The following is a 24,869-nucleotide window of genomic DNA, read 5'->3' on the forward strand; positions in this document are numbered from 1 at the left end:
CGAAAGGAGAGCATCAGTCACTCTCCTCCTCCAGATTGAGCTTCATATCGACCAGCACCTGTTGCAGCATGGTCGTTTCTTTCAACAGCCGTTTGGCTTCATTCACGGTGATCCGCCCGTCCTCCATGGACTGCTGATACTCCGCCATCAGCATCGCAAACCGCTGGCTGAGCGCGATCACATCCGAATTCACCCCGCCGGAGCGTTCCGAATTGGCACGGCGATCATCAAACCCAAGGGTGATCCCGCGGATCTCTGCCAGCGCGCCGGTCACATGCGGATAGCTGGCCGCCTCTTCCAGCAGGCCGACCGCGTCGATCGGCATGAAGCGGTCAGAATGTTCTTCATTATCAGAATAGTAGCGCCCCAGCGTCGCCTTGGATTTGCCGGTCAGCGTGCAGGCGCGTTCAATCCCGACGTCTTTCACAAGCGCTTCTGTGTGCTTTTTCAGATAACTGCCAATACCGGCCATACGCTTGTCCCGTCTTCTCATTCGGCCCTTTTTTCAAAGGGGAACCTACACTTGTTTTTCCCATTAATCCTTTCAGCAGTAAATGTCATTTTCTATCTGCGCCTCATGAGTAAGAAGGCGGTACGAGTAACCATTGACCCCATGATGGGTGGATGGGGTCGTAGATCTCTGCGGGTAAGGGGCCCCGCAGGCCGCCCCCCGCGGCAGCAGATCTACGTACCTGTCTCTGTCCCGACGGTTCCTACCTTGCTTGGCCGTGCGGCTGTGCGTAACACAGGCCCATGGCCAAGCTCTATTTTCACTACTCCACCATGAATGCCGGCAAATCGACGGTGCTGCTGCAAGCCGCCCACAACTATGTGGAACGCGGCATGCAGCCCTATTTGCTGACCGCCAACATCGACGACCGGGCCGGTCAGGCCCGCATCGCCTCCCGCATCGGCATTGGCGAGATGGCCGATACTTTCGCCCCCGGTGAGGACCTGTTTGCAAAGCTGAAACACCGCCTTGCGACAGGCCCCTGCGCCTGCGTCTTCATTGATGAGGCGCAATTTCTGGAACCGGAGCAAGCCTGGCAACTGGCCCGCGCCGTGGATGATCTGAGCGTGCCGGTGATGTGTTTTGGCCTGCGGGTCGATTTCCGAGGGCAGTTGTTTCCGGGATCCGCCACCCTGCTGGCGCTCGCCGATGAGATGCGCGAAGTGCGCACCATCTGCCACTGCGGCAAGAAGGCGACGATGGTCGTGCGCAAGGATGCGCAGGGCAATGTCCTGCAGGACGGCGCGCAGGTGATGATCGGCGGGAACGAAAGCTACATCTCGCTGTGCAGGCGTCATTGGCGCGAGGCCGTGGGGGATCGCACCCCGGAATCCGACTGGTAGAGCGTTGATTTACCAGCGCTTAGTGCATCTTTCCACCATTCGGAACAGCCTGATCAGGCCCCAGCAGCACAATCGCCCCCTCCGCATCTGACAGCCCCAGCACCAGCACTTCGGACATGAACGGCCCGATCTGGCGCGGCGGGAAATTCACCACGCCGATGACCTGTTTTCCGATCAGGTCGTCGGGCGTGTAATGGGCGGTGATCTGGGCGGAAGTCTTGCGCTCCCCGATCTCCGCGCCGAAATCGACCCAGAGTTTGATCGCCGGTTTGCGCGCCTCGGGGAAAGGTTCGGCACGGGTCACCGTGCCCACCCGGATATCTACCTTCAGGAAGTCATCGATGCCGATTTCATGCGTCACGGGCCAGCTCCCGCGACCGGTCCGTGGCCGCCTTCACCGCCCGAGGCAGCAGGGCAGGAAATCCGGTCTCAGCGTCCATCAGCACCTCCAGTGCGGCCTGTGTGGTGCCATTGGGGCTGGTGACGTTCACCCGTAGCTGTGCGGGGTCCTCAGCCGCCTCAGCCGCCAGCGCACCTGCCCCGGCGACTGTGGCCTTGGCCAATTGCAGCGACAGCGCGGCAGACAGGCCCTGCGCCTCTCCCGCGGCAGCCAGACATTCGATCATGTGGAACACATAGGCCGGACCGGAGCCGCTCACCCCGGTGACCGCGTCGATCTGGCTTTCAGCGTCAAGCCGCACCACCTCGCCCACCGCACTTAGCAGCGCTTCGGCCTCGTCCAGCGCCGCCGCACCAGCCGCACCGTTGCCGACAATCGCCGTGATCCCTTTTGAGATCGCTGCCGGAGTGTTCGGCATCGCACGGACCACGGGTGTATCTGCGCCAAGTGTCTGTTCAAAATAGGAAATCGGCGTGCCAGCGGCCACGGAGACAAAGACCGTCTCCCCATTGCCCAGCGCCGCCATCGACGGCAACGCATCACCCATCATCTGAGGTTTCACCGCCACCAGAACGAGGGCGGGCGCCTCCGGCAAAGGCGCATTCAGATGCACACCCTGCTCTTTCAGCCAGTCAGACGGCTGCGGGTCCTGAACCCAGACCGACCCTGTCGGCAAACCGCGTGCCAGCCATCCGGCCAGCATCGCCGATCCCATCTTTCCGCAGCCCAGCAGCACCAGACCCTGCGTTGCGATCCGACCGTCTTTCATCACCTGTCCCCCTGTTATCGGAGGAAAGTGTTACGCGTGGCCGTAGGCCTGCGCAATGGCGACCTGCAATGCCTCTTTGGGGGTTTTGTCGCCCCAGATCAGCAGTTGCAGCGAGGGGTAATACCGCTCCGCATTGAAGACAGCGGCACCGATCATCGTGTCGATCTGCTCAGGCGATGGATCGGACGCGCCGGCCAACATCAGGCCATAGCGGTAGACCATCATCTTTTGTTCCGCCCAGTAGGTGAAGGACCCTGCCCAGCATTGATCGTTGATTGCATTCAACAATTCATAGAGTTGGGGCAGTTTCTCGTCTGGCGGATCAAGATCGAAAGAGCAGATCAGACCCAGTGTTTCATCGTACCCTGACCACGCAAGCGTGATCGAATAGGTCCGCCACAAGCCATCGACGACCATCGCAATCTGATCGTCAGCAATGCGATCAAATTCCCAGGCGTTGTCATTGGCAAGTGTTTCAACAATATCGATAGGATGGAGGTCTTCCTCCAAGTAATGCTCTGTCAGCGTCATTTGCGACACCTCTTTTTATTATGTCCAACGCTGGTTTGCCTGCCCAGAATTGGATGCCTGTACCAGAGAGCGGCGGTGTTTCCGCCGTCTCTACCATATATGGTGCTTGAGTATGGGGGGCTGTGGCAACCCCCTTTCTGGGGGATAACCGCAAATACTTGCGGATAACTTCAATATCTTGTGGGTAATGCGGTTTCCCGCCCAATCCTCGCAGGGAATACGGGCACATCCCGCAGAAAAGGGGGCCGCGAAGCCCCCCTTTTGATCAAAGTGGTCGCGTCTCTCAGCCCTTGTCGGCTTCCAAAGCGTCCAGCCGCGCCTTGAGCGCTTCGTTCTCTTCCCGCGCCTTTTGTGCCATGGCGCGCACCGCGTCGAATTCTTCACGGGTCACGAAGTCCCGATCTGCCAGCCAGCGGTCCATCATACCTTTCATGGCCGTCTCGGCTTCGTCCTTGGCGCCCTGGGCCACACCCATCGCGTTTGTCATCAATTGTGAGATGTCGTCAAAAATCTTGTTGCGCGTTTGCATGCTGCTTCTCCGCTTTGCTCGACCTCTATATGGGGGCAAAGTGGCGTGCGGACAAGGTTGACTTCCCCCGCCAGGCGCGGTCAATCAGCGCTATGACCGGCATGCTCCCCTTCCCCGACATCAGCCCAGAGATTTTCAGCATCTCCCTTTTTGGCTTCACCTTTGCGCTGCGCTGGTATGCGATGGCCTATATCGTGGGCATCCTCATCGGCTGGCGGATTGCGCTGCGGGCGGTCAAAACGCCCCGTCTCTGGCGCGACGAGCGCCCGGTGATGCAGCCCCAGCAGGTCGAGGATCTGCTGTTCTGGGTGATCCTTGGTGTCATCCTCGGCGGGCGGCTGGGATATGTGCTGTTCTACCAGCCCGCCTACTACCTGTCGCACCCGGCAGAGATCTTGCAGGTCTGGCTGGGCGGCATGTCCTTCCATGGCGGCGCTCTGGGTGTGATCATTGCCTTCCTGTCATTCTGCTGGCGCAAGAAGGTGTCGGCGGTCTCCACAGGCGATATGGTCTGTCTCGGCCTCGCCCCCGGTATCCTGCTGGGACGGCTGGCGAACTTCATCAACGCGGAGCTCTGGGGCCGCCCCACCGACCTGCCCTGGGGCGTGGCCTTTCCCGGTAACGCGGCACAATATTGCCCCGATGTGGCAGGCATCTGCGCGCGCCATCCCTCGCAATTGTACGAAGCGCTGCTGGAAGGTCTGCTGCTGGGCGCTTTGCTGATCTGGATGGCATGGCGGCGCGGCACGCTGAAAACGCCGGGGCGGACTGGCGGGACGTTTCTGGCAGGCTACGGCGCGGCGCGGTTCATGGTGGAGTTTGTGCGACAGCCCGATGCGCTGTTCGCCTCCGACGGCAATCCGCTGGGGCTGGCGTGGCACATCGGGGGTTATGGCCTGACCATGGGGCAGATGCTGAGCCTGCCGATGATCGCGATTGGCCTTTACTTCATCCTGCGGTCGCGCAAGGCGGCATGAGCCTCAGGGCGCATATCGCCGCACAGATCGCGGCGGATGGGCCGATGCGGGTCGACACCTTTATGGCCATGTGCCTGCTGCATCCGACGCTTGGCTATTATACCACCCGCCCGCCCTTCGGGCAGGCCGGCGATTTCATCACCGCGCCCGAGATCAGTCAGATGTTTGGCGAGATGCTGGGCCTGTCACTGGCGCAATGCTGGCTGGATCAGGGGCAGCCCGCGCGCTTTGCCCTGGTGGAGTTCGGACCGGGACGCGGCACCTTGATGGCTGATGTTCTGCGGGCCACGCGGGGCGTGCCGGGGTTTGTCGAAGCAGCGGAGGTGATGCTGATCGAAGCGTCACCGGCATTGAGGGCCGTCCAGCGGGAGACGCTGGCGGACCATGCGGTGCGCTGGCTGGATGACCCAACCGCCCTGCCCGATCTGCCGATCTATGCCCTGGCGAATGAGTTCTTCGACGCGCTGCCCATCCGGCAATATGTGCGCGACGGCGGTGGCTGGCGGGAGCGGCACGTGGGGCTGGAGGGGGGAAGGCTCACCTTCGGTCTGGGCCCCGCACAGCCGCAACCTGCGTTGAAGGACCGGCTGGCGGATACAAAAGACGGCGATCTGATTGAGGAACGCAGCAGTGCCGCACCAATCGTGGATGGGCTGGGCCAGCGCATCACGGCACAGGGAGGTGCGGCGCTGATCATCGACTACGGCGATTGGCGCAGCTTGGGCGACACATTGCAGGCCGTGCAGGACCATGCACCTGTTGATCCCCTGCACGACCCCGGTGCGGCGGACCTGACCGCCCATGTGGATTTCGAAGCGCTTGCGGCGGCAGCCCCCTGCGCCCATTCCAGACTGACCCCGCAGGGGGTCTTTCTGGAACGGCTGGGCATCACCGCACGGGCGCAGCAGTTGGCAACATCTCTGGACGGCGCTGCGCTGGAGCAGCATATCGCCGCCCATCGGCGCTTGACCCACCCGGCGGAAATGGGAAATCTGTTCAAGGTGCTGGCGCTCTACCCTTCGGCAGGGACGCCGCCGCCGGGGACCGAAGCATGACACTTGAGATCATCACCTCCGACAGTCTTGCGCCGTTGCAGCATGGGTTCTTCACCCGGCGCGGGGGGGCCTCTTCCGGGGTGTTTGCAGGGCTGAACTGCGGACGCGGCAGCAGCGATCAGCGTGAGATTGTCACGATCAACCGCGCCCGCGTGGCCAAGGCCATGGGCGTGGCCCCTGATCATCTTGTCGGGGTGCATCAGGTGCATTCCGCGCGGGCGGTGACAGTGACAGGCCCTTTGCCCGAGACCGAAAAGGCCGACGCGCTTGTGACCGCGACACCGGGCGTTGCCCTGTCGGTGCTGACCGCAGATTGTCAGCCGGTGCTCTTTGCGGACACGCGGGCCGGTGTGATTGGTGCCGCCCATGCAGGCTGGCGCGGCGCCTTGGATGGCGTCTTGAGCGCAACCGTTGCCGCCATGGAAGATCTGGGCGCGACCCCTGCGCATATCCATGCGGTGATCGGCCCCTCCATCAGCCAGGCGGCTTACGAGGTGGGACCGGAGTTTTTCGAGGACTTCATCGCCGAAGACCCCGACTTCGCCCGTTTCTTTGCACAAGGTAAGGAAGACCGGATGATGTTCGACCTGCCCGCCTTCGGGCTGCATTGCCTGCGCGACGCCGGTGTGGGTGCCGCGGAATGGACCCGCCATTGCACCTATGCGGATGCGGAGCGGTTTTACAGCTACAGGCGGGCGACTCACGCCAAAGAAGCAGACTACGGCCGCTTGATCGCCGCGATCCGGCTTTAGCCACAACGCCAGATGCAGGCAGAAATGCGGCAATCCCCGCCAAGTGGTTGCCGCAATGCAGAGGATTCAGATGGGAAACAATCCCGCTCTTTTGTTGCGATTGGCCACACCTGAACACAATCAACTGAAAACACTCACTTTTCCAAATCAGGCAGGATCCGCCCCATTCTGTCCGCCGACCTTCTGAATTTTAGTCGATTTTCTCTGATTTCGCCCAAAACCAGCCCAAATACCCCGTCATATTCATCCTCAAGCAAGGGCAAACGTCCTACAGCAGAACAACAGAGGATCAGAACCATGAAATCGAACACACGTTTCATCAAAGGCGTCATCGCAACCGCAGCCAAGGAAGACACGGTCATGCCGTGGGCCCGTGGCGCACGCCGCGCCGCCTTCATTGCAAAGCGCAATGCCGTTGAGGCACCCAAACTCAAAGCCAGCTGATCCCGGCGCGTCCCACGCGGACGCCCACAAGAAGTTAAATGTCGGGGGACATGGGCCGTGCAAGCGTTGATTCGCTTGCGCGGTCTTTCTCATTCTCCGCACGGGATGGGGGGCCGAATGTGGCAGCCTCTTGCCGAAATAAGGAAACAGAAAGGCGCATTTCACGCAAATTGGCGCAAAATAAGGCGTAAATGTCATCGAAACTTTGACAATGCGCGGCTGGCATGGCGATTTGGTCTCCATCGAAGACTGAAGTAACGCCACCCGTTTCTTCCGTGCTGTTGGTGGGGGCCAACACGGATGTGACAAAGCTGCAAAGGCTTATCGCATGACACAACTCGCTGCCCGGGCCACGCGCCTGACCGCTACACCGCGCACTGCTGCGCATCTTCCCATGAGTGGCCCACAGGGCTACCGCGCACCGCAGGCTGCGGTCGACCACCCCATGCGCAGCTATGAAATCGCTGCCCTGCGTGCGGATGGTTCGCTCTACATCGGCCAGGACCGCGCCCCTGCACTGCCCCTGTTCGAATCTGCCTTCTCCGCTTTTGCCCGCGGCACTGTGATCCAGACGACCGAAGGCGGCATCGCTGTGGAGGATTTGCAGCCCGGCGATATGATCAACACCTCGACCGGTGAGCCGGCTGAGCTGGTCTGGATCGGTTCCACCAGCTTTGTGCCTGCGGATGCAGGCCGTCGCACACCTCTGATCCGCATCATGGCCGACAGCTTTGGTCAGGGGCGGCCCAGTTCATTCCTGACCGTCGGACCCGGCGCGCGCGTCCTGCATACGCCGCACCATCTGCGCTCGGAAGCGGGTGGCACCCGGATGCTGACACCGGTGCGTGAATTCGTGGACGGCGTGAATGTGATCGAAGTGATCCCGCCTACCCCGGTCCGCCTGTTCCACATCTGTCTGAGTCGGCACGCCGCGATCAATGCAGGCGGGATCGAGATGGAAACCTTTCATCCCGGTGCCAATGCCACCCGCATGGTATCACACACCTTGCGCGACCGGTTCCTGTCGATGTTCCCGCGTATCGGCCATGTCACCGACTTTGGCCCACTGGCGCACCCGCGCGCACCGGAAGTGGACGGTCAGCCAAGCTAAGCCTCTGCTGCCAAACGCATTTCCAGAACATCAAAGGGGACGCCGGGTTCATCCTTGGCGTCCCTGATGACAAGAGAGGTCTTTACACTGGCCACATTCGGCGTGGTCAGCAGCTCTCCGGTGAGGAATTTCTGAAAGCTGGACAGATCGGGTGCAACGCACTTGATGATGAAATCAACCTCACCGTTGAGCATGTGACACTCACGGACCAAGGGCCAGCTGCGGCACTTCTCTTCAAACGCGCTCAGGTCCACCTCTGCCTGACTGGCCAGGCCCACCATCGCGAACACCTGCACTTCAAAGCCCAGCTCGCGCGCGTCAACTTCTGCGTGATACCCTTTGATGTATCCCTGTTCCTCAAGCGTGCGGACCCGGCGCAGGCAGGGCGGCGCAGAAATACCAACGCGTTTGGCAAGTTCCACGTTGGTCATGCGCCCATCCGCCTGTAGCTCAGCCAGGATCTTCCGATCAATCGGATCAAGCCGTGTACCTGCCATTGAATGCCCCTTTCAATTTGCGATTCTTTTATCACCCCCCTTAGTGAGCGCAATAATATTTCGCATCTGCGCAATATTCTTTCAGGATACACATTTCTGTCAGCGCATTTCCGCAGCACTCTGAGACGGTGCAAGGGGGTTTAAGCGTCCGGCACAGAGGTCTATATGGACAGGGCTGCATTGCAAGATTTGGGGGTGCCAGATGGCCGACACACGCGAAACCAAGGTTCTGATCATCGGCTCCGGCCCCGCAGGGTATACGGCGGGCGTCTATGCCAGCCGCGCCATGCTGAACCCCATTCTGGTGCAGGGCATTGAGCCCGGCGGCCAGCTGACCACCACCACGGAAGTGGAAAACTGGCCCGGCGATACCGAAGTGCAGGGCCCCGACCTGATGGTGCGCATGGAAGCCCACGCCAAGGCCATGGGCACGGAGATCATCGGCGACATCATCACCGATCTCGATCTGTCCAGCCGGCCGTTCAAAGCCAAAGGCGACAGCGGTACGACCTATGTGGCGGACGCGGTGATCCTTGCCACCGGCGCGCGCGCCAAATGGCTGGGGCTGGAGACGGAAGAGAAGTTCAAGGGCTTCGGCGTCTCCGCCTGTGCGACCTGTGACGGTTTTTTCTATCGCGGGCAGGAGATCGTTGTGGTCGGCGGCGGCAACACCGCCGTGGAAGAAGCGCTGTTCCTGACCAACTTCGCCTCCAAGGTCACACTGATCCACCGCCGGGATGAGCTGCGCGCCGAAGCGATCCTGATCGACCGCTTGATGAAGAACCCCAAGATCGAACCGCTGTGGTTTCATGAATTGGCCGAAGTCTATGGCACCGACACCCCGCCCGGCGTCGAAGGCGTAAAGGTCAAACACACCAAAACCGGAGAGATCACGGACATCCCTGCCAAAGGCGTCTTCATTGCCATCGGCCACGCCCCTGCCAATGAGCTGGTCAAGGACGTGCTGGAAACCCACATGGGCGGCTATGTCGTGACCAAACCTGACAGCACCGAGACCTCCATCCCCGGTGTGTTCGCAGCGGGTGACCTGACGGACCACAAGTACCGGCAGGCGGTGACGAGCGCGGGCATGGGCTGCATGGCAGCGCTGGAGGCGGAGCGTTTTCTGGCCGAACAGGGCGAAGAGGCCGAGACGACCCCGGTGCCTGCGCAGGTTGCGGAGTAGCGCCTGTCCTGCGCTGCTTGACGTGATGCCGCCCCCCGCCCAAAGTTCTGCGTCAGGGGGCGCGGCATGAACAACCTTTGGGCAGGCAGCTGGGGCACAAAACTGCGCATCGCAAGCGGGCTGGTGCTGTTTGTCTATGCGCTGACCCATTTCCTGAACATTGGTCTGGGGCTCGTCTCGGCTGAGGTGATGGATACCGTTCAGTTGTGGCGTCAAGTCGTCACCCGCAGCATTGCGGGCAGCACCCTGCTCTACGGCGCTTTTCTGATCCATATGGCGCTGGCGCTGGTCAAGCTGGCGCGGCGCGGCACCTTGCGGATGCCGGTTTGGGAAGCCACGCAGATCGCCCTGGGCCTGTTCATCCCGGTGTTGCTGGTGGCCCATCTGATCCACACGCGCACGGCGCATGAGATTTACGACGTCAACGACACGCTCAGCTATATCATGCTGCTGCTCTACAACACCGCCGATGGCTGGAAGCAGAGCCTGCTGTTGCTGGTGGTCTGGGTGCATGGCTGCGCGGGCCTGCATTTCTGGCTGCGCGGGACGCTGTGGTGGCGGCGATCCCTGCCTGCTCTGATTGCGGGTGCAGCACTGGTGCCTGCCTTCGCCCTGACCGGGTTCCTGGTGGAAGGGCGCCGGATCAAGGCCGCTTTCGCAGATCCGGAACAGCAAGCCGGCCTGATTGAGCGCTTCAACTTTCCCGATGGAGAGACCTTTGGCCTGTTGATCGCACTCACCGGGCAAATGCGATGGGTCTTTGGGATCATCATGGCCATTGTCGCACTGGCCTATGTGGTCAAGTACATCCGCGCGCGCCGGCGTTCTGTGCGCATCAGCTATGTCGGCGGGTCGCGCATTGCCGCCCCCAAGGGGCTGACGCTGCTGGAAATGTCCCGCTTGCGCGGTGTGCCTCATGCGGCCCTGTGCGGAGGGCGCGGACGGTGCACCACCTGCCGGGTGGTGATTGAGGAAGGTGCGGAATACCTGCACCCGCCCAGCCCGGAGGAGGCCCGAAGCCTCGCGTCGGTCGGCGCGGGTCCGAACACGCGCCTTGCCTGCCAGATCAAGCCGCTGGAGCCCGCCACCGTCTTCCGCGTCTTCCAGCCTGACGGGCGGCGCAGACATCGCACCCACGCCAGTCAGGGCGAGGAGAAAGTCCTCGCCCTGCTGTTTCTGGACATGCGCGGGTTCACCGCCCGCACGACGGGGCTATTGCCCTATGACGTGGTTTTCCTGCTGAACAGGTTCTTTGACGCCATTGTCCCGTCGATCACCGCGCAGGGGGGCACTGTGGACAAATATCTGGGCGATGGTTTTCTGGCCGTCTTTGAAACAGCGGATGCGGCCAGTTCGGCCACCGCCGCCCTGCGCGCGATCGAAGGCATGGCCCAAGCGCTTGAGACATTCAACACCACGCTGGCGAGCGAAGGCCAAAGCCCTGTCGCGATTGGCATCGGTGCGCATCTGGGCGACGTGGTTCTGGGTGAAATCGGTGCCGCGCACCACGCGCCCCGCACCTTGATCGGTGACACCGTCAACACGGCCTCCCGACTGGAAGGGGTGACCAAGGAGCACAAGGTACAGGCGTTCATCTCTGCCCCGCTGCTTGCCGCTGCGGGCCATACTCTGGCCGACGAGGACATGATCGCCCTTGAACTGCGGGGGTTAACCGAACCGCTGCACGCCTGGCCGGTGAAAGAGGCCAGCACCCTGCATGCGCAGCTCAGCACGCTCAGCGAAACGGCTCAGACGGCTCTGACAGACGCAGAACGTGTCTGATCGGCATGAATTGACCTGAAACAGCGTGTTTCCACCCTGAAACACTGGACTTTTGCGCAAATCAAGGGCCATACCGCGCGCAACCGGACGCAGGCCAGCTGCGCCCCCCGTTTACGACCCAAGAAAGTGGTAGAATGCTGAACAACCTCGCCCCGATCCCCGAACTCTATGTCTCCTACGATTCCGCGCAGAAGATGAAGGAAGAGGCCGCCGATCTGGTCAGCCATGACCTGACCCCGCGCCAGATCTGCGATCTGGAACTGCTGATGAACGGGGGGTTCAACCCGCTCAAGGGGTTCCTGAGCGAGGAAGATTACACCGGCGTGGTAGAGAACATGCGCCTTGCTGACGGCACCCTGTGGCCCATGCCGATCACGCTGGACGTGTCAGAGGAATTTGCCGCCAGCATCGAGCTTGGCCAGGACATCGCCCTGCGCGATCAGGAAGGCGTGATCCTTGGCACGATGACGGTCACGGACCGCTATACACCGAACAAGGCGCGTGAGGCGGAGATGGTCTTTGGCGCGGACGACAGCGCCCATCCGGCGGTGAATTATCTGCACAATCAAGCCGGTAAGGTGTACCTGGGCGGGCCGATCACCGGCATCCAGCAGCCCGTGCATTATGATTTCCGTGGTCGCCGCGATACGCCGAACGAATTGCGCGCCTACTTCCGCAAAGTCGGCTGGCGGCGCATCGTTGCGTTTCAGACCCGCAACCCGCTGCACCGCGCGCATCAGGAACTGACCTTCCGCGCCGCCCGTGAAGCGCAAGCGAACCTGCTCATTCACCCCGTTGTCGGCATGACCAAACCCGGCGATGTGGATCATTTCACCCGCGTGCGCTGTTATGAGGCAGTGCTGGACAAATACCCTGCCGCCACCACCACCATGTCCTTGCTGAACCTTGCCATGCGCATGGCCGGCCCGCGCGAGGCGGTCTGGCACGGGCTCATTCGCAAGAACCACGGCTGCACCCATTTCATCGTCGGCCGCGATCACGCAGGCCCCGGCAAGAATTCCGCCGGGGATGATTTCTATGGCCCCTATGACGCGCAGGATCTGTTCCGCGCCCATCAGGAGGAAATGGGCATCGAGATGGTCGACTTCAAACATATGGTTTGGGTCGAGGACCGCGCCCAATACGAGCCGATGGATGAGATCAAGGACAAGGAAAAGGTCAACATCCTCAACATCTCAGGCACGGAACTGCGCCGCCGTTTGCAGGAAGGGCTGGAGATCCCTGAATGGTTCTCCTTCCCCGAGGTCGTCAAGGAATTGCGCCGCACCCGTCCACCGCGCAACAAGCAGGGTTTTACCGTGTTTTTTACCGGTTTCTCCGGTTCCGGCAAATCCACCATTGCAAACGCGCTGATGGTCAAGCTGATGGAGATGGGCGGGCGGCCAGTGACGCTGCTGGACGGCGATATCGTGCGCAAGAACCTGTCATCCGAGCTGGGGTTCTCCAAAGAGCACCGCGATCTGAACATCCGCCGCATCGGCTATGTCGCCTCTGAGATTACCAAGAACGGCGGTATCGCCATCTGCGCGCCCATCGCGCCCTATGCCACCACCCGCCGCGCTGTGCGCGAGGATGTGGAATCCTTCGGGGCCTTTGTGGAAATCCACGTCGCCACCTCCATTGAGGAATGTGAGCGCCGCGACCGCAAGGGGCTTTACAAGTTGGCGCGGGCGGGAAAGATCAAGGAATTCACAGGGATTTCAGACCCCTATGACGTTCCAGAAAGCCCTGAGTTGCGGGTTGAGACAGAGAATGTCGATGTCGACAACTGCGCGCATCAGGTGTTGTTGAAGCTGGAAAACATGGGGCTTATCTCAGGCTAGGTCGTTCTATGCGGCCTGCCCCGCGGGCCGCATTCCCCCATCCTAAAGCGTGTCGCGGATCGCACGGGCGGCCCTGCCCTCAAGATCAGCCCAATGCGCGGCTTGCACTTTAGCCGCCTTCAATGCGGGCAACATCGCATCATAGAGGCCTGCGTTTGCCGCGCGGATTGCCGCTTTCATATCCTCTGCCGTCTCACAGGCGATCACCGCACCGGGGTCGAAGAAATCACCGATGTTCGGACATCCCCAGTAGATCGGCACCGTTTCGCACAGAACTGCATCGACGATCTTCTCGGTGAAGTAATTCGGCTCGCGCATGTTCTCGATCACCACGGAAAAGCGGTACGGGGCCAGCCCGTCAGCCTTGTCTTCAAACGGCGCATAGCCGCGCCCCAGAACCGCCACATCCAGCGCCTTGTCCTTGACCAGATCGACCATGTCATGGCGCAGCAAATGGCCTTCGGTATCCCGCTTGGCGGAGGCAATCAGCGACATGTTATGCTGTTTGGAAATATCGAGGCGCGCGTGTCCCGGCACCCATGTCGTGCCAAAGGGATGCAAGATCCCATTCGGGATCGCCTTCAGAAGCGCATCATTGTGGCTGAGCACCCGGTAAAAGCGCCGGTGGGTCCAGCGCAGCAGCCTCAAATGCCGCCGGTGGATGATTTCAGGCTCGACCACCATCATGGAGACCTGCGCCGCCACGCCCCAGCGCAGTTGAAAGTGCATGTTGGTCCTGGGGTAGACAATCAGGTGATCCGCCCGCGTCAGATCGCCGACAACGCCCTTTGCAAGACGCGCAGGACGGCCCAGAGGCCAGTTCAGATCATCCAGCGATTGGTGCGCCAATGCGGGCCCAAGTCGGCCCCCATAGGGCAGTATGGCGATGGCGGGATCGGGCATGGGGCTCTCCTGATGGCTGGCCTTGCCTAACGGGTTCCATCCGGCATGAAAACATCCCCCGACATGACGACGCGCCCCTGCCCTGCGACGCGCACACCGGTGATGGCGTCGCGCGGGCCCAGCACTTCCACCTGCGCCTGGCCGGGGCGGCCCAGCCCATGTCCCTGTTCGGCAATGAACCGGGGGCTGTCGATCAGGCCTTTGGACCATAGATAGGCCGCAGCGGCCCCGGTGGCGGAGCCGGTGAAGTAATCCTCCGGCGGGCTGGGCGGGGCCAGCACGAGGCGCGCAAAGGTATCCCCTGCGGCCGTGGCACCCTCGCGGGTGATCCAGAAAGGTTCTGTCATATCAATGCTGTCCTGTCCGATGCTGGCGGCAAAGCGGGTCATGGCGTCCAGATCCAGCTGCACCCGCGCAAGCGCTGCCTTGTCGCGCAGCACGGTGATGCAAAACGCCAATCCGGTCGACACGACCTGCGGCGTGCCGATGATGTCGCTGGCGGAAAGCCCGCCCACAGCCGCCACAATCTCTGCTGGCACTTCAGGCCCGAACTGCGGGGCGACTTGGGTCATCGTCACGCTGTCCTCGCCCACATCGACCGCGACAATACCCGCGCCGGTCTCTAGCGTTAGGGGTCCCACGTCCACCAGACCGCGATGCCGCAAGGCGACGACGGTGGCGATGGTCGGATGGCCGGCAAAGGGGATTTCCCGGCTGGCGATGTAATATTTGACGTGAAAATCCGCGACCTCTGACGGGCCGGTGAAGGTGCATTCGACCAGTGATGTTTCCTGTACATAAGCTGTACACACGCCGTCAGACAAAACGGCACCCCCATGGACCACCGCACAGCCGTTGCCACCGAACACCTGATCCGTGAAGGCATCCACCCAGTCAAATTCAAACGTCATCCCGTTCCCCCAAAGAAAAAGCCGCAGGCGGAACCTGCGGCTTTTGTGACCTGCGATGCAAGAGGGGGTGTCAGTGCACCATCACCGGCGCGTAATCGTGCTGACGGGCCAGGCTGAACGCCAGCTTGCGGTTGCCCACCAGCGCCAACTGCTGCCCCTGCGCGTCATGGACGGCATAGAGGTGATCAAGCCCTTCGGCCTGCGCGCGCACTTCGCGGGGCAGATCGTCGACAAGGATCGGTTTGACATAGACCGTGCGGTCCTCCGCCTGAGCGTTTTGAGTTTCCATCGTCTTACCCTTTCTTGATCGAAATCGTCTGTACAACTGTTTCCGGCTTGGCGCGGGTCAGGTCCACGTGCAGCAGCCCGTTCTCCATCTGCGCCTCGCCCACCTCCACGCCATCGGCCAGTACAAAGCTGCGCTGGAACTGGCGGGCCGCGATGCCACGGTGCAAAAACACCCGGCCTTCGCTGTCGTCTGTCTGTCTGCCCCGGATGACCAGTTGGCGGTCCTCAACGGTGATCGACAGGTCCTGCTCCGCAAAGCCTGCAACGGCCAGCGTGATCCGGTAGCTGAAATCAGAGGTTTGTTCGATATTGAAAGGCGGATAGCCTTCGTTGCCGGATTTGGCGGTCCGTTCCAGCATCCGCTCAAGCTGCTCAAAGCCCAGCATATGCGGGTATGACCCCAGCGTCAGTTTCGTCATTGCGACACGTCCTTATCATCTCAAGCGACTGTGTGATGCGGCCCCGATTACGGCGACCTGATCATAATATGGGAAAGCAAGCCGGGGTGTGCAAGGGCAAGGGCGCCCAAGACACCGCCTAAAGGTATGGATTTATCTGGCATTGTCCTAGGCGGAAGGCCCCGAGCGCCCTATATTACAGACAACCGGAAACAAGATGGAATCACCTGATCAATGAACGCCCCCACTGACATTGCCATGAAGACGGATGACGTTTTGCGGGTGGAGCTTGAAGTGTTTCGGCGTGAACACCGCGATCTGGATGAGGCGATCAGCGCCCTGGGGGATCGCCCGACCGGGGACCAATTGACCCTGCAGCGGCTGAAAAAGCGCAAGCTGCGGCTGAAAGACGTCATTGCCCAGATCGAAGATCGCCTGACCCCGGACATCATCGCCTGAGAATTGCGCGGGCTGCGTTGCCAAGGCGCGGCACTTGGCTATAGTGCGCGCTCTGACCACGACGAAGGCGGCACACCGCATGAGCACCCCCCCTATCGGCATTATCATGGGGTCCCAATCCGATTGGGCCACCATGCGCGAAGCAGCTGCGTTGCTGGATGAGCTGGACCTGACCTATGAGACGCGGATCGTCTCGGCCCACCGGACGCCGGACCGGCTGTGGGAATATGGCAAAACCGCTGTGGACCGGGGCCTTCAGGTGATCATTGCAGGTGCAGGCGGTGCCGCACATCTGCCCGGCATGATGGCCTCCAAAACCCGCGTGCCGGTGATCGGCGTACCGGTGCAGACAAAGGCGCTGTCAGGTGTCGATTCCCTTTATTCAATTGTGCAGATGCCCAAGGGCTTTCCGGTGGCCACCATGGCCATTGGTGCTGCGGGTGCGGCCAATGCCGCCCTGATGGCGGCGGGCATTCTGGCCTTGCAAGACGCAGCACTCGCCGCCCGTCTCGACGCATGGCGCGCAGCGCTCAGCGCGTCAATCCCGCAGGAGCCGAGCGATGACTGACCCGCTGCCCGCAGGCAGCACCATCGGCATTCTGGGCGGCGGTCAGCTGGGGCGTATGCTGTCGGTTGCCGCCAGCCGTCTGGGCCTGCGCACCCATGTGTTTGAACCCGGTGCCCATCCCCCTGCGGGCGATGTGGCCCATGCGGTGACCACGGCATCCTACGAGGATGAAGCAGCCCTCAAAGCCTTCGCCACCGCCTGCGATGTGGTCACCTATGAATTCGAAAACGTGCCCACCGCCGCCCTTGATCTGATCGAGGCGCTGGTGCCCATCCGTCCGGGGCGTGAAGCGTTGCGGATCTCGCAGGATCGTCTTGTTGAGAAGACCTTTCTGCAAGACTTGGGCCTGACCGTCGCACCATTTGCGGACATCACGGATGCTGCGTCTCTCGATGCTGCCGTGGCGCGGATCGGCACCCCCGCAATCCTCAAGACCCGGCGGTTCGGGTATGACGGCAAAGGGCAGGCCCGGTTGCAGACGGCTGAGGATGCGCCAGCGGCTCTGGCCGACATGAACGGCGCGCCGGCTGTGCTGGAAGGGTTTGTTGAGTTCAGCCATGAGGTGTCGGTGATCGCTGCACGGGGTCCTGAAGGTGATGTCGCTTGTTATGATCCGGGCGAAAACGTGCACCGCGACGGGATTTTGCATACCACCACAGTGCCTGCACGGCTGAGCGCGGCGCAGCGCACGGATGCCGTATTGATGGCCGCCAAGATATTGAACGCGCTCGATTATGTCGGCGTTCTGGGGGTCGAACTCTTCGTCACACCGCAAGGCTTGATCGTGAATGAGATCGCGCCACGGGTGCACAACTCCGGGCATTGGACCCAGAACGGCTGTGCAGTGGATCAGTTTGAACAACATATCCGCGCGGTGGCGGGATGGCCTTTGGGCGATGGCACGCGATACGCGGATGTGGTGATGGAAAACCTGATTGGCCATGACATGGACCGGGTGCCGGATCTGGCGCGGGAGGCATCCACCGCGCTGCACCTCTACGGCAAAGCCGAAACCAAGCCGGGCCGCAAGATGGGCCACATCAACCGGATCAAACCCTAAGCCCAGAACCGGTCGGCGACCGCCCCGTTCATGTAGGACACCCGCCCGCCTGAGAAGGTCGCCGCGATCCGTCTGCTGTCCTTGTCCACAACGACAAAATCCGCCCGTTTGCCGGGGGTCAGTGCCCCCCGGTCCGTCAGGCCCAGCAAGGCCGCAGGCCCGGCGGATATCATCGCCCATGCCTTTGCCAGCGATACCACCCCCGCGTCGGCCAGCATGAACGCCGCGCGCCGGGGCGACGGGTAGTGATAATCCGAGGCCAGCGCATCGCAGTACCCCATAGCCACCAGATCAACCGCTGAAAGGTTGCCATTGTGCGACCCGCCGCGCACGACGTTGGGCGCGCCCATGATCACACCGTCACCCTCCTGATGCGCCGCTTCTGCGGCCTCCAGCGTTTCGGGAAACTCTGCAATCTGCACGCCGCGCGCGCGCCATGCCGCACGGGTTTCTGCCGTTTGGTCATCATGGCTGCCCATCTGCACGCCATCTGCGGCCAGCAGCGGACAGAGCGCATCCAGCGCCGCAGGCACATCCGGGCCGCGTTCGTGCAACTCCTGTATCATCGCGTGATGCTTTTCCGGGCTGCGTCCGGCTTTCAGCGCCTGCCCCACCAGCCGCCGGGGGGTCTTGCCCGCAAGCAGCCGGTCATGGGGCAGATGATCATTGAACACCAGGTAGGACACGCCCCAATCGCGCAGCTGCGCGGGCAAGGTGTCATATTGCTCCAGCAGATGCGTCTCGAACCGGACCTGGCAGCGCAGATCGGTCACCACCTGGCGGCGGATGTCGCGCACGCCCTTGAAGACCTGAGCGGCGAAATCCGGGCCGCGCATGCCGCCTTCCCAGCTGATGAACTGCGCCAGTACGGCCGTTGTGATGCCGTTTGCCGCAAGTTCCGCCTCACAGGCCACAAGCCCCGCATCAAGCTGTTTCATCGCCCCGCGCCGTTGCGCCAGATGTCGCTCAAACCCGTCGCCATGGGCATCAACAATGCCCGGCAAGACCATGAAACCACGCAAGTCGATGGAACGGCCCACAGATTTGTCCACAATACCGCCCGCGTCAAAGGACAACGTCACCGGGCGAAGCCCTTCGGGCAGCAGAACCTCTGCCCCGGTCAGATCAAGCGGTGTCATGTCAGTCGGCCTCGTCCGCGCCGGGAAGGCAGGCCCCGTCTTCGCATTGAAGCGTGTCCAGCACGCCATCAATCCAGGTCATGTTGCGTTCAAATCTGCCCCGGTTCAGGAACGCCATGGTCTGCGCAATGACCCTTGGGTTGTTCATCATAAAGGTATGTGTGACCGGCAGCACCAGATGATCCGTCATCCCCTGCACCCGTGTTGAGGCGACGGACACCTTGCCATCATCCTGCCCCGGCAGAATGGTCGAGAAATAGGGGTTGAGCGATTGCGACCCTGCGATAATGCCCGCCGGGAAGGTCACAGGCGGCAAGCGCCGCGGCAGCCCTTCGGTGCCGGTGCCCATCTGCGCCCCGGCGGGCCCGTTGATCCAGTCAAACGCCGCGATGTAGCCCAAGGTATCAACCACTTCACTGCCCTGATTGGGAGGGGCCAGCATCACCACCCGCCCTACGCGCGCGTTTCCAACCTCTGCCACCCAGCTGCGTACAAGGATGCCCCCCATGGAGTGGGTGACAAAATCAACCTTGTCCGTGCCGCAGCTGGCAACCGCATCGGGTATGGTTTCGCGCATCAGCTCCTGCACCGGTGCTTCGGTCGACGGATAGCCGGGGCGTACCACGCGGTATCCTTCCGCTTCCAATGCAGCTTCCATCAGGGCAAAGGAATTCTCCGTCCGCGCCAGCCCGTGCAGCAGCACGACGCAGCGCGCGTCCACGGGCGTTGTCTGACAGGCCGTCAGAATCGCCAGAACACCCAAAAGAAAATACCGTGTCACCATACCCATCAGATAGACTGATTTGCGCGCGCGTGAAATGCTCAACCCCTACACGTTTGCGAAAGTGAGCCGATGACCCTGCCCTGCCCCCGACTTGCCGTGCGCGCGATCCTCAAACATGAAGGGCGGCTCTTGCTGGTGAACGCCTATGCCAGCGCCGACAAACCGCTGATGTGCGCGCCGGGCGGCGGTGTGGAGCGGGGCAGCAGCCTGCCAGAGAACCTCAAGCGCGAGGTCTGGGAGGAATGCGGGCTGGACATCGCCGTGGGCGCGCCCTGTCTGGTCAACGAATTCCACGACCCCCATGGCAGCTTCCATCAGGTCGATGTCTACTTTCACTGCACATTGAACGGCCCCGCGACCATTGACCCCGCGTGGCAAGACCGGGAGGCCATCGTGAACCGCTGGCGCTGGGTGACGGCGGAGGAATTGGCGCAGATCCCGCATAAACCCGACAGCCTGACCGCCGCGGCCTTCGGGCCGGTGGTGTCTTCTATTTATGACCCGCTTGAGCCGATTGTCCGGTAACCGCCCAGCCGATCCCGCCAACCACCAAGGCGGTCGCAATCAGAATTGTCGGTCCCAAGGCTTCGCCCAGAAAAACTGCACCTGCGATCAACGCCAACACCGGCACGCTGAGCTGGACAACAGCCGCTGTCGGACCGCTGATCCGTGGCAGCACCGTATACCACAGCGCATATCCCAGACCGGACGTCAGCCCACCGCAGAGCACCCCCAAAGCAATCCCGACCACGCCAAAGTTCAACCCGGTGCCCACAAGCAGAATCACCATCAGCGGCAGGCAGAGCACGAAATTGGCAGAGGTCGCCGCCAGCGGATCAGACGCCCGTTTGCCCGCAATCGTGTAGGACGCCCAGCCCACGCCCGCACAGACCATCAACACCGCGCCCGGCATATCCGTCCCGGCCCCGCCCCCCGGCCAGAGCACGATCAAGAGACCCGCAAAGGCCGCAAGCGCGCCGATGATCTGTCGCCTTGTCGGTGCGGCGCCCGTCAACGCGGCATGGGCAAACATCGTGATCTGCACGACACCAAACAGGATCAGCGCCCCCAATCCGGCATCAAGTGTCAGATACGCAAGCGAAAATCCAATCATATAGACTGTCAGGCTGATCGCCCCCGGCAGTCTTTCGCGCCTGAAGAGCGGCAGGCTGCCGCCCCGCACGGTGATGAGCATGCTCAGCACAACAGCCCCGGCCAAGACACGGATCAGCGCAAAGCCTGACGGGTCGATATGCCCTCCATCCACAGCCAGCCGTGTCAGAATGGAATTCGCCGCGAAAGCGACCATGGTAATGGCAATCAATAAAACAAGTCTCACCCGCAAAGGCTTAGCCGCCCTTGGCAGGGTGGCCAAGGGGGCGGCACGCGATTGTGTTGTCGTTGTTGCCGTCAATGGAACACGAAATCGTCCGTTTCATGCAGCCCCGCAATCAACAGTTCGAACTCATGCGAGGGCAATCCGGCAATCTGGCGCGCGGCCGCAGGCCCCATGTGCCCGACTTGCTGATGGATCAGGGCGGACAGGTTGTCCTTTACCCGCTGGTCCTGGAGGGCGGATACCAGCCCTTCATGCAGGGCTTCGCGTTGCCATGTGGCCTGCACCGCATGTCGCTGCCCTGCCAATGTGAGCGCATTCATCATCGCGGTACGCAACATGTCAGCGTCGAGATCGGCTTTGCTGATGAAATCATGGCATCCCCGGCGCAGGGCCTGCACCTCTGTCTCGACCGCGCCGTTACCGGTGATCATGATCTTTGCCGCATCCCGGTTCTTGGGGGTCCGCAGGACGTGATCCAGCGCCTCCATCCCGTCACCGACGGGCAGACGGTAATCAATCAGGATCAGGTCATATGGGGTTTCATCCACCGCCCGATCCAGCGCTTCAATGCTGTTGACCTCATCGAGCGCGATGCTCAGATCGGTTTTTGTTGTCAGGCGCCGGATACGTTGGCAATCAAAGCTGCTGTCATCCAGCAACAGCACCCGGAGGTTTGCCATATCGGGCAGAGGAACGGGCGCTTGGGAAATGGTATCTGAGGATTGGAGCATAGGACCCTCTTTGAGTTGAAAATACACTTCAAGGAGTGACGCAGGAAGGCTGCCTATTTCTTAACGGCGCTGCGGGAGTTGTGGAAAATTCCAGACAAAACCGCAGTGCATCGCGCGCATTATGTCTGCATGCCGCTTCGGCTCAGGGTGACTTCAACCATGCAGCCTCGGCCATAGACCGAAGGGCCAACACGCGCCTCCCCCCCGTAAAGCTCTGCAATCTTGCGGACAATGGCGAGCCCCATGCCACTTCCCTCAACCTCATCGCGGGGTCTGAGCGTGGTCATCGCGCCAAAGACACGCTGCTGCATCTCTGCATCAATCCCCGGCCCGTCATCGCTGACACTGAGCACCACCAGATCAGCACGGTTTTCGGCCGTGACAACGATCTGGCCCTGATCCTTGTCGTGGTGTTTCACCGCATTGCTGAGCAGCGCGGTCAACAGTGTCAGGATATCCCGTTCCCCTATCATCAGGGAGCCGCAGTCGAGATCTGTGGTCAGCCTGAAACCCGCTGGCAGTTGAAGGGTTTCGCACACCTCTGCCAGCGCCTCCGCCACCTCGATCTGAGATATCTCCTGCATGCGGCCGATGCGGGAATAGGTCAGCAAATCAACCAGCATCCGGTCCAGACGCCCGGTATGGCGGTTCATCAGGTCGATGGATTGCGCAACGCTCCCCTCCACCTTGATCCCGGCCTCTTCCAGATCTTCAGCGATCCACTGCGGCAGTTCAAGCAACGCCCGCACGGAGGCGCGGACATCATGGCTGATCAGATAGATAAAATCGTCAATGTCCTGTGCACCGCCTTTTGTCATCACGTCCCCCCGCCCGGCGTGTAGGGTCGGTGTGGCGGAATTCATCTGCATGGGCGGCCTCTGCTGTCAGGTGGGATCGGGCTATCATGGAGATGATTTCGTTTCCCTTAACGCCTCCCCCCGCGCATGGAAAAAGGCGCATCCGAAGATGCGCCTTTCCCTGAGTTCAAAGCGGAGAATGTCCGCAGCAACGCGAAGGCGCGGCTGCTTACATCATGCCGCCCATGCCGCCCATGTCGGGCATGCCGCCGCCCATGCCGCCGCCGGCACCTTCCTTGGCGGGACGGTCTGCGACCATCGCCTCGGTGGTGATCAGCAGGCCTGCGATGGAGGCCGCATCCTGAAGCGCGGTGCGCACGACCTTTGCAGGGTCGATGACGCCGAACTTGAACAGGTCGCCATACTCTTCAGTCTGTGCGTTGAAGCCGAACGTGACATCGTCGCTCTCGCGGACTTTGCCTGCAACGACGGAGCCGTCAACGCCGGAGTTCTCGGCAATCTGACGCAGCGGCGCTTCGATGGCCTTGCGCACGATGTTGATGCCGACGCTCTGGTCGTTGTTGTCGCCTTCCATGCCTTCGAGCTTCTTGCCCGCCTGCACCAGAGCAACACCGCCGCCTACAACGATACCTTCCTGCACGGCCGCACGGGTCGCGTTCAGGGCATCGTCCACACGGTCTTTACGCTCTTTCACTTCGACTTCGGTCATGCCGCCGACGCGGATCACAGCAACACCGCCTGCCAGTTTGGCAACACGCTCTTGCAGCTTCTCACGGTCGTAGTCAGACGTGGTCTCTTCGATCTGGTTGCGGATCTGAGCGACGCGCGCTTCGATCTCAGCCTTCTCACCGGCGCCGTCCACAACAGTGGTTTCGTCCTTGGTGATGGAGACTTTCTTGGCCGAACCCAGCATGTCCATGGTCACGGACTCAAGCTTCATGCCCAGATCTTCGGAGATCACCTGACCGCCTGTGAGGATTGCGAGGTCCTGCAGCATCGCCTTGCGACGATCACCGAAACCAGGCGCCTTCACCGCAGCGATTTTCAGACCACCGCGCAGCTTGTTCACGACGAGTGTCGCCAGTGCTTCGCCTTCGACGTCTTCTGCGATGATCAGCAAAGGCTTCTGGGACTGGATGACCTGCTCAAGCAGCGGCACCATGGGCTGCAAAGAAGACAGCTTCTTCTCGTGCAGCAGGATGATCGCATCTTCCAGCTCAACAGTCATCTTGTCGGAGTTGGTGACAAAGTATGGAGAGAGGTAGCCGCGGTCGAACTGCATGCCCTCAACCACGTCTGTCTCTGTTTCCAGACCTTTGTTCTCTTCGACGGTGATCACACCCTCATTGCCAACCTTCTGCATCGCGTCTGCGATCTGACGGCCGATTTCCTTCTCACCGTTGGCGGAGATGGTGCCAACCTGTGCGACTTCGTCGCTGTCGGACACTTCACGTGCGGCGGCTTTGATGGCCTCGACAACAGTTGTTGTCGCCATGTCGATGCCGCGCTTGAGGTCCATGGGGTTCATGCCAGCGGCGACGGACTTCATACCTTCGCGCACAATGGCCTGCGCCAGCACGGTTGCGGTTGTTGTACCGTCACCGGCTTCATCGTTGGTGCGGGAAGCAACTTCCTTGACCATCTGCGCGCCCATGTTCTCGAACTTGTCCTCAAGCTCGATCTCTTTGGCCACGGAAACACCGTCTTTGGTGATGCGTGGTGCGCCGAAAGATTTGTCCAGAACCACGTTGCGGCCTTTGGGGCCCAGCGTGACTTTCACCGCGTCAGCAAGGATGTTCACACCCTTGAGCATCTTGTTGCGGGCATCTGTGTCGAATTTGACGTCCTTAGCAGCCATATTCATTCTCCATTATATCGTTAGATTAAGCATCATCCGCAGGGCGCGCATTCATTGCGCACCGTCATTCCCCGTGATCAGGCAATGATCCCCATGATGTCGCTCTCTTTCATCATCAGCATCTCTTCGCCGTCGATGGTGACTTCTGTGCCGGACCATTTGCCGAACAGGATCTTGTCGCCTGGCTTGACAGCCATCTCGATCAGCTCGCCGCTGTCTTTGCGCGCGCCTTCACCGCAAGCGACAACTTCGCCCTCGGAAGGCTTTTCCTTTGCGCTATCGGGGATGATCAACCCGCCAGCGGTTTTCTCTTCGCTCTCTGTGCGCTTTACCAGCACCCGGTCGTGAAGCGGTTTCAATGCCATCTTTGTAGCTCCTTAACG

Annotated in this window: 30 protein-coding genes; 13 read left to right on the plus strand and 17 right to left on the minus strand. The window is 61.3% G+C overall.

All coding sequences use genetic code 11. The features are described 5' to 3' along the window. Window positions 1-13: 13 nt before the first annotated feature. On the minus strand, window positions 14-472 hold the full coding sequence (locus tag Q1A91_RS00745; protein ID WP_299873637.1) for a hypothetical protein: 459 nt from the start codon (window positions 470-472) through the stop codon (window positions 14-16). A gap of 281 nt (window positions 473-753) precedes the next feature. On the opposite strand from Q1A91_RS00745, the gene Q1A91_RS00750 reads away from it, so the two are divergent. Continuing rightward, window positions 754-1,353, plus strand: coding sequence for a thymidine kinase (locus Q1A91_RS00750; RefSeq protein WP_299871385.1), 600 nt, complete (start codon window positions 754-756; stop codon window positions 1,351-1,353). Window positions 1,354-1,372: 19 nt separating this feature from the next. Here Q1A91_RS00750 and Q1A91_RS00755 read toward each other — a convergent pair whose 3' ends face one another. The 4 genes from Q1A91_RS00755 to Q1A91_RS00770 form a co-directional block, all read right to left on the minus strand. Further along, on the minus strand, window positions 1,373-1,714 hold the full coding sequence (locus Q1A91_RS00755; protein ID WP_299871387.1) for a tRNA-binding protein: 342 nt from the start codon (window positions 1,712-1,714) through the stop codon (window positions 1,373-1,375). Then, window positions 1,704-2,522: a pyrroline-5-carboxylate reductase gene (proC, locus tag Q1A91_RS00760; RefSeq protein WP_299871389.1), complete on the minus strand. Its 819-nt coding sequence runs from the start codon at window positions 2,520-2,522 to the stop codon at window positions 1,704-1,706. Before proC ends, Q1A91_RS00755 begins: the two co-directional genes overlap by 11 nt. Before the next feature lie 30 nt (window positions 2,523-2,552). Beyond that, the gene (locus Q1A91_RS00765; RefSeq protein WP_299871392.1) at window positions 2,553-3,053 is read right to left on the minus strand and encodes a YbjN domain-containing protein; all 501 of its coding nucleotides are present in this window, start codon (window positions 3,051-3,053) and stop codon (window positions 2,553-2,555) included. A 283-nt stretch (window positions 3,054-3,336) separates the two neighbouring features. Continuing rightward, window positions 3,337-3,582, minus strand: coding sequence for an accessory factor UbiK family protein (locus Q1A91_RS00770; protein ID WP_299871395.1), 246 nt, complete (start codon window positions 3,580-3,582; stop codon window positions 3,337-3,339). 92 nt (window positions 3,583-3,674) lie between these two features. Between Q1A91_RS00770 and lgt the strand changes: the two genes are divergently transcribed. The 5 genes from lgt (at window position 3,675) to Q1A91_RS00795 (ending at window position 7,921) form a co-directional block, all read left to right on the plus strand. Further along, window positions 3,675-4,559: a prolipoprotein diacylglyceryl transferase gene (gene lgt / locus Q1A91_RS00775; RefSeq protein WP_299871398.1), complete on the plus strand. Its 885-nt coding sequence runs from the start codon at window positions 3,675-3,677 to the stop codon at window positions 4,557-4,559. Continuing rightward, window positions 4,556-5,614, plus strand: coding sequence for an SAM-dependent methyltransferase (locus Q1A91_RS00780; protein WP_299871401.1), 1,059 nt, complete (start codon window positions 4,556-4,558; stop codon window positions 5,612-5,614). Before lgt ends, Q1A91_RS00780 begins: the two co-directional genes overlap by 4 nt. Beyond that, entirely contained in the window at window positions 5,611-6,366 is a 756-nt protein-coding gene (gene pgeF, locus Q1A91_RS00785; protein ID WP_299871404.1) for a peptidoglycan editing factor PgeF, read from the plus strand. The genes Q1A91_RS00780 and pgeF overlap by 4 nt, the downstream gene beginning before the upstream one ends. 297 nt (window positions 6,367-6,663) lie before the next feature. After that, entirely contained in the window at window positions 6,664-6,810 is a 147-nt protein-coding gene (locus Q1A91_RS00790) for a hypothetical protein (protein WP_299871407.1), read from the plus strand. Between the two features lie 394 nt (window positions 6,811-7,204). Beyond that, window positions 7,205-7,921, plus strand: a complete 717-nt coding sequence (locus tag Q1A91_RS00795) for a Hint domain-containing protein (RefSeq protein WP_299871410.1) — start codon at window positions 7,205-7,207, stop codon at window positions 7,919-7,921. On the opposite strand, the gene Q1A91_RS00800 is transcribed toward Q1A91_RS00795, so the two are convergent. Further along, the gene (locus Q1A91_RS00800) at window positions 7,918-8,418 is read right to left on the minus strand and encodes an Lrp/AsnC family transcriptional regulator (protein ID WP_299871413.1); all 501 of its coding nucleotides are present in this window, start codon (window positions 8,416-8,418) and stop codon (window positions 7,918-7,920) included. The two genes, Q1A91_RS00795 and Q1A91_RS00800, sit on opposite strands and share 4 nt — an antisense overlap. A gap of 202 nt (window positions 8,419-8,620) precedes the next feature. Between Q1A91_RS00800 and trxB the strand changes: the two genes are divergently transcribed. The 3 genes from trxB (at window position 8,621) to Q1A91_RS00815 (ending at window position 13,230) form a co-directional block, all read left to right on the plus strand. Then, entirely contained in the window at window positions 8,621-9,604 is a 984-nt protein-coding gene (gene trxB / locus Q1A91_RS00805) for a thioredoxin-disulfide reductase (RefSeq protein WP_299871416.1), read from the plus strand. Between the two features lie 66 nt (window positions 9,605-9,670). After that, window positions 9,671-11,386: an adenylate/guanylate cyclase domain-containing protein gene (locus tag Q1A91_RS00810; RefSeq protein ID WP_299871419.1), complete on the plus strand. Its 1,716-nt coding sequence runs from the start codon at window positions 9,671-9,673 to the stop codon at window positions 11,384-11,386. A 134-nt stretch (window positions 11,387-11,520) separates the two neighbouring features. Then, on the plus strand, window positions 11,521-13,230 hold the full coding sequence (locus Q1A91_RS00815; protein ID WP_299871422.1) for a bifunctional sulfate adenylyltransferase/adenylylsulfate kinase: 1,710 nt from the start codon (window positions 11,521-11,523) through the stop codon (window positions 13,228-13,230). Window positions 13,231-13,272: 42 nt separating this feature from the next. On the opposite strand, the gene Q1A91_RS00820 is transcribed toward Q1A91_RS00815, so the two are convergent. From Q1A91_RS00820 to Q1A91_RS00835, 4 genes are all read right to left on the minus strand, one after another. Continuing rightward, entirely contained in the window at window positions 13,273-14,133 is an 861-nt protein-coding gene (locus Q1A91_RS00820; protein WP_299871424.1) for a glycosyltransferase family 10, read from the minus strand. A gap of 26 nt (window positions 14,134-14,159) precedes the next feature. Continuing rightward, a complete protein-coding gene (locus Q1A91_RS00825; RefSeq protein WP_299871427.1) occupies window positions 14,160-15,044 on the minus strand; it encodes a PhzF family phenazine biosynthesis protein in 885 nt (294 codons plus the stop codon). A 70-nt stretch (window positions 15,045-15,114) separates the two neighbouring features. Further along, window positions 15,115-15,333 (minus strand): DUF1150 family protein, encoded by a 219-nt coding sequence (locus Q1A91_RS00830; RefSeq protein ID WP_299871430.1) that lies wholly within the window; start codon window positions 15,331-15,333, stop codon window positions 15,115-15,117. 4 nt (window positions 15,334-15,337) lie between these two features. Further along, window positions 15,338-15,751 carry an Hsp20 family protein gene (locus Q1A91_RS00835; protein WP_299871433.1) on the minus strand — a complete coding sequence of 138 codons (414 nt, stop codon included), beginning with the start codon at window positions 15,749-15,751 and terminating at the stop codon, window positions 15,338-15,340. 213 nt (window positions 15,752-15,964) lie between these two features. On the opposite strand from Q1A91_RS00835, the gene Q1A91_RS00840 reads away from it, so the two are divergent. The 3 genes from Q1A91_RS00840 to Q1A91_RS00850 all read left to right on the plus strand — a co-directional run bounded on the left by Q1A91_RS00840 (window position 15,965) and on the right by Q1A91_RS00850 (window position 17,817). Beyond that, window positions 15,965-16,189, plus strand: coding sequence for a DUF465 domain-containing protein (locus Q1A91_RS00840; protein ID WP_299871435.1), 225 nt, complete (start codon window positions 15,965-15,967; stop codon window positions 16,187-16,189). 79 nt (window positions 16,190-16,268) lie between these two features. Further along, entirely contained in the window at window positions 16,269-16,757 is a 489-nt protein-coding gene (gene purE / locus Q1A91_RS00845) for a 5-(carboxyamino)imidazole ribonucleotide mutase (protein WP_299871438.1), read from the plus strand. After that, window positions 16,750-17,817 (plus strand): 5-(carboxyamino)imidazole ribonucleotide synthase, encoded by a 1,068-nt coding sequence (locus Q1A91_RS00850; protein ID WP_299871441.1) that lies wholly within the window; start codon window positions 16,750-16,752, stop codon window positions 17,815-17,817. The genes purE and Q1A91_RS00850 overlap by 8 nt, the downstream gene beginning before the upstream one ends. Here the strand turns inward: Q1A91_RS00850 and Q1A91_RS00855 are convergent. Both Q1A91_RS00855 and Q1A91_RS00860 read right to left on the minus strand, forming a co-directional pair. Further along, window positions 17,814-18,956, minus strand: coding sequence for an alpha-D-ribose 1-methylphosphonate 5-triphosphate diphosphatase (locus Q1A91_RS00855; RefSeq protein ID WP_299871444.1), 1,143 nt, complete (start codon window positions 18,954-18,956; stop codon window positions 17,814-17,816). The genes Q1A91_RS00850 and Q1A91_RS00855 overlap by 4 nt on opposite strands. Window position 18,957: 1 nt before the next feature. Beyond that, window positions 18,958-19,749 (minus strand): alpha/beta fold hydrolase, encoded by a 792-nt coding sequence (locus Q1A91_RS00860; RefSeq protein WP_299873640.1) that lies wholly within the window; start codon window positions 19,747-19,749, stop codon window positions 18,958-18,960. Between the two features lie 60 nt (window positions 19,750-19,809). On the opposite strand from Q1A91_RS00860, the gene Q1A91_RS00865 reads away from it, so the two are divergent. Then, on the plus strand, window positions 19,810-20,265 hold the full coding sequence (locus Q1A91_RS00865) for an NUDIX domain-containing protein (protein ID WP_299871447.1): 456 nt from the start codon (window positions 19,810-19,812) through the stop codon (window positions 20,263-20,265). On the opposite strand, the gene Q1A91_RS00870 is transcribed toward Q1A91_RS00865, so the two are convergent. The 5 genes from Q1A91_RS00870 to groES form a co-directional block, all read right to left on the minus strand. After that, window positions 20,231-21,079: a DMT family transporter gene (locus tag Q1A91_RS00870; protein WP_299871450.1), complete on the minus strand. Its 849-nt coding sequence runs from the start codon at window positions 21,077-21,079 to the stop codon at window positions 20,231-20,233. The genes Q1A91_RS00865 and Q1A91_RS00870 overlap by 35 nt on opposite strands. A 71-nt stretch (window positions 21,080-21,150) precedes the next feature. Beyond that, complete coding sequence (locus tag Q1A91_RS00875; RefSeq protein ID WP_299871453.1) at window positions 21,151-21,759, minus strand: response regulator; 609 nt, start codon at window positions 21,757-21,759, stop codon at window positions 21,151-21,153. A gap of 170 nt (window positions 21,760-21,929) precedes the next feature. Further along, window positions 21,930-22,679, minus strand: a complete 750-nt coding sequence (locus Q1A91_RS00880; protein WP_299871456.1) for an ATP-binding protein — start codon at window positions 22,677-22,679, stop codon at window positions 21,930-21,932. A 157-nt stretch (window positions 22,680-22,836) separates the two neighbouring features. Continuing rightward, window positions 22,837-24,486, minus strand: a complete 1,650-nt coding sequence (gene groL, locus Q1A91_RS00885; RefSeq protein ID WP_299871459.1) for a chaperonin GroEL — start codon at window positions 24,484-24,486, stop codon at window positions 22,837-22,839. Window positions 24,487-24,563: 77 nt separating this feature from the next. Next, a complete protein-coding gene (groES, locus tag Q1A91_RS00890; RefSeq protein WP_299871461.1) occupies window positions 24,564-24,851 on the minus strand; it encodes a co-chaperone GroES in 288 nt (95 codons plus the stop codon). Window positions 24,852-24,869 lie beyond the last annotated feature (18 nt).

The sequence above is a fragment of the uncultured Sulfitobacter sp. genome (assembly GCF_947500075.1).
In the GTDB taxonomy this organism is placed as follows: Bacteria; Pseudomonadota; Alphaproteobacteria; order Rhodobacterales; family Rhodobacteraceae; genus Sulfitobacter.